The organism is Clostridium sp. AF32-7AC, assembly GCF_003477925.1.
Taxonomy (GTDB): Bacteria; Bacillota; Clostridia; order Lachnospirales; family Lachnospiraceae; genus Otoolea; species Otoolea fessa.
Map to the genome: position 1 here is coordinate 20,389 of NZ_QUEG01000008.1, position 14,313 is coordinate 34,701.

Below are 14,313 nucleotides of genomic sequence, written 5' to 3' on the forward strand. Positions count from 1 at the left end.
CGGACAAAAGAGGTAGAATCTCATGGCAGGTTTAGATATTATTTGCATTGGCGCTATCAATTATGACTATATGTTTCACTGCACCGGGCTTGATCTGGTGGAGACATCCGCCGGTGGAGGCGACGAGAACTTAAGCAACCCGATTTCCGATGTGGAAAACGATATTCAGGAGCTGGCGATAAAAGGCAAGGAATACACAACCCAGATCGGCGGTTCTGCTTTCATCACCCTGAAAGTGGCAAAGCATATTCTCCCTAACCTGCAGGTCGCTTACGTCGGCGTGTGCGGCACGCCCAGTCCATTCGATCTGCGCTTCGGCAAGACAAATGACATTGACGCCGAGCTGGCGCACCTGGATAACCGTGACTGGCTGTTTACCACGCGCGAGCGCTTCGACGATCCATATTCCAAAGCGATTGCCAAATCGATTGTCCGCCTTTATAATCACACGCGCAATTGCATCAAGATCGCGCCGTGTGCCAACAACACTCTCTTAGACCGCATCCATGAACAGGAAGCCCGGACGGGAACCACACTGGCGGAGTACCTCGCGCAGGCCCGCTGGATCCACCTATCATCCCTGTCTGATTTCGACCAATTCGAGGCAATCATGCAATCAGTCATCCAGGCAAAACATTTAAATCCTGCCATGAAAGTCAGCATGGATCCTGGTTTTGAGTATACATCGCTGCGCCGTGAGCGCTTACAGCCACTGATCGCATATGCCGATTATGTTTTCTTAAATAAATCCGAAAAGAAAAACCTCGGCTTCAATGCCCGCAGCGCCCGTCCGCTCTACGCGAACCTCTGTGAGTATTTTTCTGCGATCAACCCGGATCCCACCCGCACCCTCATTGTCAAGCACGATGACCGCCATGAGCTGATCCATTTTAAGGACGGCGTATGTCAGATCCGCACAGTCCGCCACAAAAAGCTCTACCAGTACCAGTTAAACAACGATACCGGCGCCGGTGATTCCTTTGCCGGCGGTTTCATCAGCGGTATGCTCGATGATCGGCTCAATTCGGATATCGCTGAGCCGATCCAGCTCGGTGTTCTGGCTGCCAAGGGACGGATGCGTAGTTTTGATTATGAGAACCCGTATCTGAATATACAGAAATTGACCGATGCTTTTTTTGAAGCTCTATAATATTTTTTTAAGTACTGTTAAATAGCACAGCGTGAATTGCAGCCATCATTTCAGGAGAAAAGTACGTTACTTTTCTCCTGTTTATCCTTATATAATTATATATATAATGTCTGTACACATCTAAAAACTTCTTTCATATATTAATATCAATTTGATATTGATTTTGGAGATCCCATGATCCGCCTCAGCCTATGTATGATCGTCAAAAATGAAGAAGCCGTTTTGACGCGTGTTTTAGCATCTGCCATACAATTTGCGGATGAAATCCTCGTCGCCGACACCGGTTCCACCGATCGAACTGTAGAAATCGCCCGGCAATACACCAAACATATTTATCACTACCCGTGGAACGATGATTTCGCCGCCGCGCGCAATTTCATCTGTGAAAAGGTCACAACCGAATACTGGATGTGGATCGACGCCGACGATGTCGTTCCCGCAGAATCGATTACAGCGATTTTAAAGTTGAAAGAAACTTTAAGCAAATCCCCGCAGCCCGACGTTGTCATGATGAAATACATCGCTGGATTCCAGCCGGACGGCACACCTGCATTTACCTACGATCGCGAACGGATTCTGCGAACGGACCGGCATTTTCGCTGGAAAGGACGCGTCCACGAAGCCATCGCGCCACGCGGCAGAATTCTCTATTCTCCTATTCAGATCGAACACCGGAAGCCTGCTTCCGCTCTCACCCATTCTGACCGGAACCTAAAAATCTATGAAACAATGCTTGCAGACGGCGAACTGCTCGATCCGCGCCATCAATACTACTACGCCCGCGAACTCATCGACCACAAACAATACGAAAAAGCCCGCCCGGTTCTGGAACATTTCCTAAACGAACCGGACGGGTGGTATGAAAATAAGGCGGACGCCTGTCTGCTTCTGGCGCGCTGCCATGAAATGCTCAGAAATACAGCTGCCAGCCAGCTTTCTCTGTTCCAGAGTTTTCTCTACGACCGCCCACGTGCTAAAACTTGCTGTGAGATCGGACGGTTGAAACTTTCCCTCGGAGAAATTTCCCAGGCTGTTTTCTGGTACCAGCTTGCCCTCAAAGACCGACCAGAATATCATCCAAATGCCTTTATCGAAGCCGATTACTATGATTTCATTCCTTTAATCCAGCTCTGCGTCTGCTATGATCGAATGGGAAACTATGATAAGGCACTATATTATCATAAGGAAACAAAAAAAATCCGCCCGGATTCTCCGGCGGTTTTGACAAATGAAGAATACTTTCAAACCATATCCTCAAACCATAAAACAAACGGATTACCTATCTTGTGACATTCTCTCCGACCTCTGCAGTGGTCTGAGCAGCGGACTGGGAGTCGTTCCATCCAGCGGCATCCACACTTCCTACATTCATTCTTACCGTCTTCCACACTTATAATATTCCACAGTTCCCAGCCCTCAATTTCCCAGCCCTTTTCTGCTAATGCACATCTCTTTCATCGCACACATATACTACATCAGGATGGATGTCCTAAATCTGGAAAGGAGTTTTTTATGTTTCGTCATTCATGTAATTTTCCCTACTATTTTGATGATAGTGACTATGAAAATAACGGCTATGGGCGCTGCGGACGCGATCGCGGCTGTCCCGGTTCTTTTGAACCCTACAACTGCTGTCGTCCCGGTCCCATAGGACCACGCGGCTGCCCCGGACCGATCGGACCTGTCGGTCCCACTGGTGCTGCCGGACTCGATGGACTGGACGGCGCTACGGGTCCGGCTGGGCCGACTGGTCCGACCGGGCCGACCGGCGCTACCGGTCCTGCGGGTCCAGCTGGGCCGACCGGCACTACCGGGGCTGTTGGTCCGACTGGGCCGACCGGCGCTACCGGCGCTGCGGGTCCGGCTGGGCCGGCTGGCGCTGACGGGGCTGCGGGCGCTACGGGTCCGACTGGGCCGGCTGGCGCTGACGGGGCTGCGGGTCCGACTGGGCCGACCGGGGCTGACGGCGCTACCGGCCCAACTGGCGCTACAGGAGCTACCGGCGCTGCGGGTCCGACTGGCGCTACAGGTCCTACCGGCGCTGCAGGAGCTGTCGGCGCTACAGGAGCTACCGGCGCAACGGGTCCTACCGGCGCTACAGGTCCTACCGGTCCCGCCGCCACCGTTACCGCCGCTGCTCCCGTCGCAGATGCAACAAGTGCTGAAGATGTCGTTGAACGCTTCAATGAACTTCTTGCCAACCTGCGTGCCGCCGGACTTCTGGCAACCGACAATGCGTAAAAGGCTGAAATTCTGTGAAAAAGAATGTACCTTGACACATTCGGGCATCTCGCGCGGTCGCTTGCGACATGTTTCTGCTTCGCGCGAGTACGCATCCTCGCGGAGCGTTTGTTGTTTCATAGAACGCAATTTCCTATGAAACAACAGAAAAACCCCGGAAACCTTACGGTTCCGGGGTATCTCTTACGTCTGGACACAATGCGCTTCCTGGAAGCGACTTTATAATATATATACGGTACATCTTCTTGCCTGCTGCGCATACAAGAAGCACCTTTGTTTAATTCATTGATTACTCGATGATAGTAGCAACTCTACCAGATCCTACTGTACGGCCGCCCTCACGGATAGCGAAACGAAGACCCTGCTCCATAGCTACCGGATGAATCAGCTCTACAGTCATCTCTACGTTGTCGCCCGGCATACACATCTCGGTACCAGCCGGTAACTCACAAACGCCTGTTACGTCAGTGGTTCTGAAGTAGAACTGCGGACGATAGTTGTTGAAGAACGGAGTATGACGACCACCCTCGTCTTTTGTCAGAACGTAAACCTGAGCAGTAAATTTCTTATGGCATTTTACAGAGCCCGGTTTAACCAGACACTGACCACGCTGGATGTCAGTTCTCTGAACACCACGAAGCAGAGCACCGATGTTATCACCAGCCTCAGCCTGATCAAGCAGCTTACGGAACATCTCGATACCAGTTACAACAGTCTTACGAGTCTCCTCGTGAATACCAACGATCTCAACCTCATCGTTCAGTTTCAGAGTACCACGCTCAACACGGCCGGTAGCAACAGTACCACGACCTGTGATGGTGAATACGTCCTCGATTGGCATCAGGAACGGCTTATCAGTAGCACGTACCGGATCCGGAATGTAGGAATCTACAGCGTCCATGAGCTCCATGATCTTGTCGCCCCACTCGCCGTTCGGATCTTCAAGAGCCTTCAGAGCAGAACCCTGGATGATCGGTGTGTCATCGCCCGGGAACTCGTACTCGTTCAGCAGGTCTCTGATCTCCATCTCAACCAGCTCAAGCAGCTCCGGATCGTCTACCATATCGCACTTGTTCATGAATACTACGATGTACGGTACGCCTACCTGACGGGAAAGCAGGATGTGCTCTCTTGTCTGAGCCATAACACCATCGGTAGCAGCTACAACCAGAATAGCGCCATCCATCTGAGCAGCACCAGTGATCATGTTCTTAACGTAGTCAGCATGTCCTGGGCAGTCAACGTGTGCGTAATGTCTCTTCTCTGTCTGATACTCAACGTGTGCAGTAGAGATAGTAATACCACGCTCTCTCTCTTCCGGAGCTTTATCGATATCCTCGAAGTTCTCAGCTGTGTTACCAGCTACTCTTGCAGCCAGAACTTTTGTGATAGCTGCTGTCAGGGTTGTTTTACCATGGTCTACGTGTCCGATAGTACCAATGTTACAATGCGGTTTAGTTCTTTCAAACTTTGCTTTTGCCATTTTAAGACGTCCTCCTTAATTTACACCCAATACGGGTATCTCAATTTATGTTAGGCTGACTCTAATTATATTCGATTAGAGCCGTTTTTTCAAGCCTAATATTGCTTTTCCGGGCAGTTATCTGCCCGGAAAAGGCAATATAGTTACATTTTTAATTATTTCTCAGCTTTTCCAGCAAGAACTTTCTCCTGAACGCTCTTCGGAACCTGCTCATATTTCTCAAAGAACATGGAGTAGTTACCACGTCCCTGAGTTCTGGAACGAAGGTCGGTAGAATAACCGAACATCTCTGCCAGCGGAACATAAGCCTTAACCAGCTTGCCGCCGCCGATGTCTTCCATACCCTCGATACGACCACGACGAGAATTGATATCACCGATGATATCACCCATATACTCTTCCGGCATGGTTACCTCAACCTTCATGATCGGCTCAAGCAGTACCGGGTTACCTTTACGCATAGCATCCTTGAATGCCATGGAACCTGCGATATGGAAAGCCATCTCAGAAGAGTCGACCTCATGGTAGGAACCATCGTATACGTCAGCGTGAACGCCGAGTACCGGGAATCCGCCGAGGATACCTGCCTTAGCAGCCTCTTCGATACCTTCGCCTACAGCCGGGATGTACTCTTTCGGGATAGCACCGCCGACAACGCTGGACTCAAACTTGAAGGTCTCTTCGCCGTTCGGATCCATCGGAGTGAAGTGTACCTTACAGTGACCGTACTGACCACGACCACCAGACTGTTTTGCATACTTGCTGTCTACATCTACAGCCTTTGTGAAGGTCTCTTTGTAAGCTACCTGCGGAGCACCTACGTTAGCTTCAACGTGGAACTCACGAAGCAGACGGTCTACGATAATCTCCAGATGGAGCTCGCCCATACCAGCGATGATTGTCTGACCAGTCTCTTTGTTTGTATAAGCACGGAAGGTCGGATCCTCCTCTGCCAGTTTTGCAAGAGCCTCGCCCATCTTGTCCTGACCAGCTTTGGTCTTCGGCTCGATAGCGATGTCGATAACCGGCTCCGGGAACTCCATGGACTCCAGGATTACCGGATGCTGCTCATCACAGATAGTATCACCTGTGGTGGAGAACTTGAATCCGATCGCTGCTGCGATATCACCGGAGTAAACCTTTTCCAGCTCGTGACGCTTGTTGGCATGCATCTGAAGGATACGTCCAACACGCTCTTTTTTGTCCTTTGTTGCATTCAGTACATATGAACCGGAGTTCATAACACCTGAGTACACACGGAAGTAAGCCAGCTTACCTACGAACGGGTCGGTCATGATCTTGAATACAAGAGCGGAGAACGGCTCTTCGTCGGAAGAATGTCTTACAGTCTCGTTGCCATCCAGGTCAACACCCTTGATCGGCGGGATGTCAAGCGGAGACGGCATGAACTCGATGATTGCATCCAGGAGCTTCTGAACACCCTTATTTCTGTATGCAGTACCACAGCATACCGGGATTGCCTGACACTCGCAGGTTGCTTTTCTTAATACTTTCTTTAACTCATCTACAGACGGCTCTTCACCCTCAAGGTAAGCCATCATCAGATCGTCGTCCAGCTCGCAGATCTTCTCTACCAGCTCGGTGTGGTAAAGCTCAGCGTCATCCTTCATATCCTCCGGGATATCAAGGATGCTAATGTCCTCACCCTTATCATCATTGTAGATGTATGCTTTCATCTCGAACAGGTCGATAATTCCCTTGAAATCATCTTCCTTGCCGATCGGAAGCTGTAAACAGATAGCATTCTTACCAAGTCTGGTCTTGATCTGCTCTACACAGCCATAGAAGTTTGCACCCAGGATATCCATCTTGTTGATGAATGCCATACGCGGTACATTGTAGGTATCAGCCTGACGCCATACGTTCTCAGACTGCGGCTCTACACCACCCTTAGCACAGAATACACCTACAGCACCGTCCAGTACACGCAGGGAACGCTCAACCTCAACCGTGAAGTCAACGTGTCCTGGAGTATCGATGATGTTGATACGATGCTCCAGAGCGCCTGGTTTCGGTTTGCAGTTTTCCTGCAGAGTCCAGTGACAGGTTGTCGCTGCAGAAGTGATGGTAATACCTCTCTCCTGCTCCTGAGCCATCCAGTCCATGGTAGCAGTACCTTCATGAGTATCACCGATCTTATAGTTAACACCAGTATAATACAGAATACGCTCAGTAGTGGTAGTCTTACCAGCATCGATATGAGCCATAATACCAATATTTCTGGTTCTCTCTAACGGATATTCTCTTCCAGCCAAAGCTTTTTCCTCCTATTAGAATCTGTAATGAGCAAATGCCTTGTTAGCCTCTGCCATCTTATGCATATCTTCTTTCTTCTTCACAGATGCACCAGTGTTGTTAGCTGCATCCAGAATCTCTTTTGCCAGTCTCTCTTCCTGAGTCTTCTCGCCTCTCTTACGGGAGTACAGAGTGATCCAGCGAAGTGCAAGAGCCTGTCTTCTTTCCGGCTTAACCTCGATCGGTACCTGATAGGTAGCACCACCGATACGTTTTGCCTTAACTTCCAGAACCGGCATGATGTTGTTCATTGCCTCTTCGAAAACCTCTACAGCTTCCTTACCGGATTCTGCAGCGACACGATCAAACGCGCCGTATACGATCTTCTGAGCAACGCCCTTTTTGCCGTCCAGCATGATGTTGTTGATTAATTTAGTAACAACCTTGTTGTTGTACAGCGGATCCGCTAATACGTCTCTTTTCTGAGTATGTCCTTTACGTGGCACGTTACTTCCCTCCTTAATATCTGCTCCGGCGGGGAGCCGCGGGAGCCATTCATTAGATCTTAGGTACTCGCATTGAACACTTAGCGAGGTTCCTCACGAGCTTAGTGTGAAAGCGCACCTGCGAAACGAGCGCGTCTTTCAGCGCGACATTGAGCATGGTGCTTCCTCTCTTCCTACTCGGCAGGTTCTCTCTAAGTTCAACCTGCGTCTCGTGCGCGGTTCTATGATTCCCTGCAACCTACAGGATCAATATCAAAGTCCGGCACATTCATTCTAAATCTAATAGAACTTCTACCTAATTAAAATTATTTCTTGTCTTTCGGTCTCTTAGCGCCGTATTTGGAACGCGCCTGTTTTCTGTTGGCTACGCCTGCAGTATCAAGAGTACCTCTGATGATGTGGTATCTGGTACCTGGTAAGTCTTTTACACGACCACCACGAATCAGAACAACGCTGTGCTCCTGTAAGTTGTGTCCCTCACCCGGGATGTAGCTTGTTACTTCGATACCGTTGGAAAGACGAACTCTGGCGATTTTTCTAAGAGCAGAGTTAGGCTTTTTAGGTGTTGCAGTCTTAACGGCTGTACACACGCCTCTCTTCTGCGGTGCAGAAACGTTGATAGCTTTCTTCTGTAAAGAGTTGTATCCCTTCTGCAGAGCCGGAGCTGTTGATTTCTTTTCAGATGTCTGTCTTCCCTTTCTTACTAACTGGTTAAATGTAGGCATCCTTTTCACCTCCTGTGATATTGTCTGTGGTTGCTTTTTTAAGCTTGTATTTCCGCGCAGAAATTCCTTGAATTTTGCACGCTTACTTATTATAGCTAGTTTGAGTTGCACTGTCAAGGTATAAAATGCAAATTTTTCCCGTAAAATAAAGGGTTTGTTACTGTTCACGCATACGTGCCCAGTAACGGAATTTGCCGTGGCTTCGCATTTAAATACGGCAAATTCCTGCTGCCACCACGTTTTCTTACGGCATTTTCGGTTCCAAAAGTGCCTACCTGTGAGCAGTAACAAGGGTTTTGTGCTGTAGCCAGGTACAGTGCAAAACCCTCTATTGTCTCATCTGACTCTTTTTTTCTGGAAAATATCTTAAATATCCCGGAACTTCATTTCCGCTACTCCTGCGGTCCCATGTACTCCGAATCACCAAAACCAAGAATCAGCATAAAAAGCGGATTCAGGAAAAATAAACCAATCGTAAATCCTATCCCGTGACCATAGGCACACGCCAGCTTATAGAGTGCCACCACATTCATGAGTGCTGTTCCCAGAAGCGCAAGCGAACCGATAACTCCCACGATTCCGCCGAAGGAATTTAAAATACCTCCGCCGACCGCCAGTCCCAGTGCCACCCAGAAATACTGCACATCCCATGTCAGCCGGTACTGTACATAGCCATTGTAAATTGGAATGATGGATTTCCATCCTTCTTCCCCGGCTTTTGTAAAAATCTTCCAGTATGCAATTACCTGCAGAATATAAAAGATAAACGCAAATAATGCATATGCCATAATAAACGCCACCAATCCCATATGCTTTCCTCCTTTCAGTTTTTACTGTCCGAAGAACGTATTCACGCCAGCCAGCAGTCCGTTCGCCAGCGTCTCAAGCGTCGCACCCGAATGATCGGACGCCTTATCTCCCAGCTCAATATCCACACTCGGAATCGTTGAATAGGAAGTCTGGGTCAAATCCATCTCCATGCTGCCTTTGGAATAAATCTTCACACCCGCGCTCTTTAAGCCGCTGATCAGCGACTCGCCCAGTTGGTTGTGCTGCTTCCAATGAGAGGCAACCGGCTCCATCGCACGGTAGGTTGCATTGCTTGGAACGCTCATGAAAAAGGCACCCTTGTTGCTGCTGGTTGAATCCCAGTGCAAGGCTATATGACAGTCCGCGTTGTTATTCGCAATGACCGTACGGGCTATATTATCCAGCTGTACATCATCTGATTCACGGATCATCAGTACATCATAGCCTGCATTCAGAAGTTTTGTCTTAAGCACCTTTGCCATAGCAAGTGTTACCTTGCTCTCTGCTGTTCCATCTGCAAAGGTCATACCGCTGGAAACTGCCACTGCTGAGGTAGCACCGGCTCCGGTTGTGCCGCCGGTTACTTTCGCACTTCCATCCGGATGACACTGGGTCTTGACGCTTCCGCCACCGTTTGTTCCATGTCCGGCATTGACGCAGACCACTTTATTTTTCTTGTTGGAAGCAGTCGAGCGGTACAGGGTCGCAGTTCCGCTGTTGATCTTTGAATAATTTGCGTATTTATAATTAGAAGAAAGTGCGATCTCCGTGCCGCCGGATGTCTGCGCTCCCGCTGCTGTCTGGCTGGTTGTCTGGACAGCACCTGCGGATGCCGGTTTTTTGCTTGTCACATAGGCGGATGAAACGTAATACTTCTTTCCATTCAAAAGAATCATCGTCCACTGCCCGCTGGTTCCCACGCGCTCCAGCTTCTGACCGTAGGACAGATTGCCCGCGATATTATTGTCCTTGATCTGCGCCGATGTCCGGTAGCGCAGGGAAGACGTATTGACATACACCGAGTCACCTGCCAGCGCGATCTGCGACATACCGGCTGTCACCAGCAGAGCCGCCGCCAGTCCCAGTGTATGTTTTTTGAGCCGATTGTGTCTCTTCATCTATATAATCTCCTTCCAATGTCTCTATTTTTTAAATAATTGTTTCTGTTTTGAAAGTCTAAAATCGTTAAATTTGTTTTTTAAATTCATACAATTCAATCACATTACTTTGGATTTTAAACATTTCCTTTATAAGTATAACGGATTTTCCCCTTCGATTCAACCAATCCCGCGCTTCTATTTCTTACGGTTTTCTGTCTATGATATGGCAGGAATGAATGTGCCTTGGCACATTCGGGCGTCTCGCTCGGTCGCTTGCGACAACCTACAGCTTCGCGCGAGTGCGCATCATTGGCACAAAAAAAGACCGCCGCATCTCTGCGGCGATCTCCAAAAAACGATTCCGTTTTTCATTTTTAATTATTCTTCACTCAGCTCATCCTCGTTGAGTACAATCTTGTCTGCCTCGTCCAGTTCAGCCGGCTCGTTGAAGTCGTCCTCTGCCAGATCGATATCATCCTCTTCCTCAACATCTGTGTTCAGCTTGATGGAGCGGTAACGCTTCATACCGGTACCAGCCGGAATCAGCTTACCAATCAGAACGTTCTCCTTCAGACCAATCAGCTTATCTACCTTTCCGTTGATGGCAGCCTCGGTCAGAACCTTGGTTGTCTCCTGGAAGGATGCAGCGGATAAGAAGGAGTCGGTTGCCAGAGATGCCTTGGTGATACCCAGCATAACCTGACGTCCGATCGCCGGCTCTTTGCCCTCGGCTTCCAGCGCCTCGTTCATCTCGTTGAAATCGAGTACATCCATGGATACGCCCGGCAGTACGTCGGAATCTCCACTTTCCTCAATCTTAATCTTCTTTAACATCTGGTGTACAATCATCTCGATATGCTTATCATTGATTTCTACACCCTGTAAGCGGTATACACGCTGTACTTCCTGGATCATGTAATCCTGTACGGCGCGGACGCCCTTGATCTTCAGAATATCGTGCGGGTTCACGCTACCTTCGGTCAGCTCGTCACCAGCCTCCAGAACCGCGCCGTCCTGAATCTTGATACGGGAGCCGTAAGGAATCAGGTATGTCTTGGAATTGCCCGTCTCATTATCCGTGATAATGATCTCACGTTTCTTCTTGGTATCTTTGATGGTTGCCACACCGCCGAACTCAGCGATGATAGCAAGTCCCTTCGGCTTACGTGCCTCGAAAAGCTCCTCGACACGCGGAAGACCCTGTGTGATATCGCCACCGGCAACGCCGCCCGAGTGGAACGTACGCATGGTCAGCTGTGTACCAGGCTCACCGATGGACTGTGCCGCGATGATGCCGACTGCCTCACCGACCTGGACCGGCTGACCGGTTGCCATGTTGGCACCGTAGCACTTCGCACACACACCGATATGGGATTTACAGGTCAGGACGGTACGGATCTTGATGGAATCTCTGCCCTGTTTCTTCAATGCTGCCATAACAGCCGCTGCACGCTTCGGCGTACACATATGGTTCTTCTCGATCACCACTTCACCTGTATCCGGGTCTGTGATTGTCTCAGCGATGAAACGTCCTGTGATACGCTCCTGCAATGTCTCGATGGTCTCCTGACCATCCATGAATGCCTTGATCTCCATATACGGAATCTCCGGCTTATCCCAGCAGCAGTCCTCCTCGCGGACGATCAGATCCTGGGATACATCTACCAGACGTCTGGTCAAGTAACCAGAGTCGGCAGTACGCAGAGCCGTATCGGACATACCTTTTCGTGCTCCGTGTGCGGAGATGAAGTACTCCAGTACGTCCAGACCCTCACGGAAGTTGGACTTGATAGGAAGTTCAATCGTATGACCGGTCGTATCTGCCATCAGTCCTCGCATACCAGCAAGCTGTTTAATCTGCTTATCCGATCCTCGCGCACCGGAGTCAGCCATCATGAAGATGTTGTTATATTTGTCAAGTCCTGTCAGCAGGTCGTGAGTCAGCTGATCATCGGTTGCCTTCCAGGTCTCGATAACTTCTTTGTAACGCTCTTCCTCTGTGATAAGACCACGGCGGAAGTTCTTTGCGATATGGTCAACCGTTGCCTGCGCGTCAGCAATCAGCTTCGGCTTGCTTGCCGGTACGGTCATATCGGAAATCGATACGGTCATGGCTGCACGTGTAGAGAACTTGTAGCCAATCGCCTTGATATCATCCAGGGTGATCGCTGTCTGGGTTGCACCATGGACATTGATAACCTTCTCCAGAATCTGCTTTAACTGCTTCTTGCCTACGTGGAAGTCAACTTCCAGTTTCAGCTCGTTCTCTTTCTGGGAACGGTCTACGAAGCCCAGATCCTGCGGGATGATCTCGTTGAAGATGAAACGTCCAACGGTAGACTCGATGATACCAGTCTTCGTTGTGCCATCCGGCATCGTGCGGGTTACTCTTACTTTGACACGGGAATGCAGGGTAACAACCTTGTTCTCGTATGCAAGAATCGCCTCGTTGATGCTCTTGAATGCCATGCCCTCGCCCTTGGCGCCCGGACGTTCCTGGGTCAGATAGTAGATACCGAGTACCATATCCTGGGAAGGAACGGCTACCGGACCACCATCGGACGGTTTTAACAGGTTGTTCGGGGAAAGCAGCAGGAAACGGCACTCTGCCTGTGCCTCCACGGAAAGCGGAAGATGTACCGCCATCTGGTCGCCATCGAAATCGGCGTTGAACGCGGTACAAACAAGCGGATGCAGCTTGATTGCCTTACCTTCTACCAGAATCGGCTCGAATGCCTGGATACCCAGACGATGCAGTGTAGGAGCACGGTTTAACATAACCGGATGCTCTTTGATTACATCCTCGAGAACGTCCCAAACCTCCGGCTGAAGGCGCTCTACCATCTTCTTTGCATTTTTAATGTTATGAGCGGTTCCGTTGGAAACCAGCTCTTTCATAACGAACGGTTTAAACAGCTCGATCGCCATCTCTTTCGGCAGACCGCACTGGTAAATCTTTAACTCCGGTCCTACGACGATAACGGAACGTCCGGAATAGTCAACTCGCTTACCCAGAAGGTTCTGACGGAAACGTCCCTGTTTACCCTTTAACATATCAGAAAGGGACTTGAGGGCACGGTTGCCAGGACCGGTAACTGGACGGCCACGGCGGCCATTATCAATTAATGCGTCAACTGCCTCCTGAAGCATACGTTTCTCGTTGCGCACGATGATATCCGGTGCGCCGAGCTCCAGAAGTCTTGCAAGACGGTTGTTACGGTTGATAATACGACGATACAGATCGTTTAAGTCGGAAGTTGCGAAACGTCCGCCATCCAGCTGTACCATCGGACGGATATCCGGCGGGATAACCGGGACAACGGTCATGATCATCCACTCCGGTTTGTTGCCGGAATTTCTGAATGCCTCTACGACTTCCAGACGCTTGATGATACGGGCACGCTTCTGTCCGGTTGCATCCTGTAACTGGTTTCTCAGATCCTCAGAATCCTTCTCCAGGTCGATCGCCTTTAAAAGCTCCTGAATCGCCTCGGCACCCATGCCGACACGGAAAGAACCGTAACCGTATTTCTCGATCTCGTCACGGTACTCCTTCTCAGACAGAACCTGCTTCATCTGCAGTCCGGTCTGTCCCGGATCCAGCACGATATAGGAAGCGAAGTACAGAACCTTCTCCAGAGTTCTCGGAGAAATGTCCAGAATCAGACCCATGCGGCTCGGAATTCCCTTGAAATACCAGATGTGGGAAACCGGAGCTGCAAGCTCGATATGACCCATGCGCTCACGGCGGACGCTGGCTTTTGTAACCTCAACGCCGCAGCGGTCACAGATAACACCTTTATATCTGATTTTTTTATATTTACCACAGTGGCACTCCCAGTCCTTGCTCGGTCCAAAGATTCTCTCACAGAACAGGCCGTCTTTCTCCGGCTTTAATGTTCTGTAGTTGATGGTCTCCGGCTTTTTAACCTCGCCGTGAGACCACTCCAGAATCTTTTCAGGGGATGCCAAACCGATCTTGATTGCGTCAAATGTCAATGGTTGATATGTTTCATTTGTCTCTGGCATGAGCGGTACTCCC

At 49.8% G+C, this 14,313-nt stretch carries 10 protein-coding genes; 3 read left to right on the plus strand and 7 right to left on the minus strand.

Translation table 11 applies throughout. The features are described 5' to 3' along the window. The first annotated feature begins 22 nt into the window (after nucleotides 1-22). From DWZ45_RS11335 to DWZ45_RS14450, 3 genes are all read left to right on the plus strand, one after another. The gene (locus DWZ45_RS11335) at nucleotides 23-1,150 is read left to right on the plus strand and encodes a carbohydrate kinase family protein (RefSeq protein WP_107000661.1); all 1,128 of its coding nucleotides are present in this window, start codon (nucleotides 23-25) and stop codon (nucleotides 1,148-1,150) included. A gap of 174 nt (nucleotides 1,151-1,324) precedes the next feature. After that, nucleotides 1,325-2,440 carry a glycosyltransferase family 2 protein gene (locus DWZ45_RS11340; protein ID WP_118469142.1) on the plus strand — a complete coding sequence of 372 codons (1,116 nt, stop codon included), beginning with the start codon at nucleotides 1,325-1,327 and terminating at the stop codon, nucleotides 2,438-2,440. A gap of 222 nt (nucleotides 2,441-2,662) precedes the next feature. Further along, nucleotides 2,663-3,391: a hypothetical protein gene (locus tag DWZ45_RS14450; protein ID WP_147353111.1), complete on the plus strand. Its 729-nt coding sequence runs from the start codon at nucleotides 2,663-2,665 to the stop codon at nucleotides 3,389-3,391. Nucleotides 3,392-3,680: 289 nt separating this feature from the next. On the opposite strand, the gene tuf is transcribed toward DWZ45_RS14450, so the two are convergent. From tuf to rpoC, 7 genes are all read right to left on the minus strand, one after another. Further along, nucleotides 3,681-4,874 carry an elongation factor Tu gene (tuf, locus tag DWZ45_RS11355; protein ID WP_107000672.1) on the minus strand — a complete coding sequence of 398 codons (1,194 nt, stop codon included), beginning with the start codon at nucleotides 4,872-4,874 and terminating at the stop codon, nucleotides 3,681-3,683. 155 nt (nucleotides 4,875-5,029) lie between these two features. Beyond that, nucleotides 5,030-7,150, minus strand: a complete 2,121-nt coding sequence (gene fusA / locus DWZ45_RS11360; RefSeq protein WP_107000673.1) for an elongation factor G — start codon at nucleotides 7,148-7,150, stop codon at nucleotides 5,030-5,032. Nucleotides 7,151-7,165: 15 nt separating this feature from the next. Further along, the gene (gene rpsG / locus DWZ45_RS11365) at nucleotides 7,166-7,636 is read right to left on the minus strand and encodes a 30S ribosomal protein S7 (protein ID WP_022358473.1); all 471 of its coding nucleotides are present in this window, start codon (nucleotides 7,634-7,636) and stop codon (nucleotides 7,166-7,168) included. Nucleotides 7,637-7,941: 305 nt separating this feature from the next. Next, nucleotides 7,942-8,361 (minus strand): 30S ribosomal protein S12, encoded by a 420-nt coding sequence (gene rpsL, locus DWZ45_RS11370; RefSeq protein ID WP_022358472.1) that lies wholly within the window; start codon nucleotides 8,359-8,361, stop codon nucleotides 7,942-7,944. Nucleotides 8,362-8,753: 392 nt separating this feature from the next. Further along, entirely contained in the window at nucleotides 8,754-9,170 is a 417-nt protein-coding gene (locus DWZ45_RS11375) for a DUF5684 domain-containing protein (protein WP_022358471.1), read from the minus strand. A gap of 21 nt (nucleotides 9,171-9,191) precedes the next feature. Then, on the minus strand, nucleotides 9,192-10,289 hold the full coding sequence (locus tag DWZ45_RS11380) for an N-acetylmuramoyl-L-alanine amidase (RefSeq protein WP_118469146.1): 1,098 nt from the start codon (nucleotides 10,287-10,289) through the stop codon (nucleotides 9,192-9,194). 360 nt (nucleotides 10,290-10,649) lie between these two features. Further along, complete coding sequence (rpoC, locus tag DWZ45_RS11385) at nucleotides 10,650-14,300, minus strand: DNA-directed RNA polymerase subunit beta' (RefSeq protein ID WP_107000676.1); 3,651 nt, start codon at nucleotides 14,298-14,300, stop codon at nucleotides 10,650-10,652. Nucleotides 14,301-14,313 lie beyond the last annotated feature (13 nt).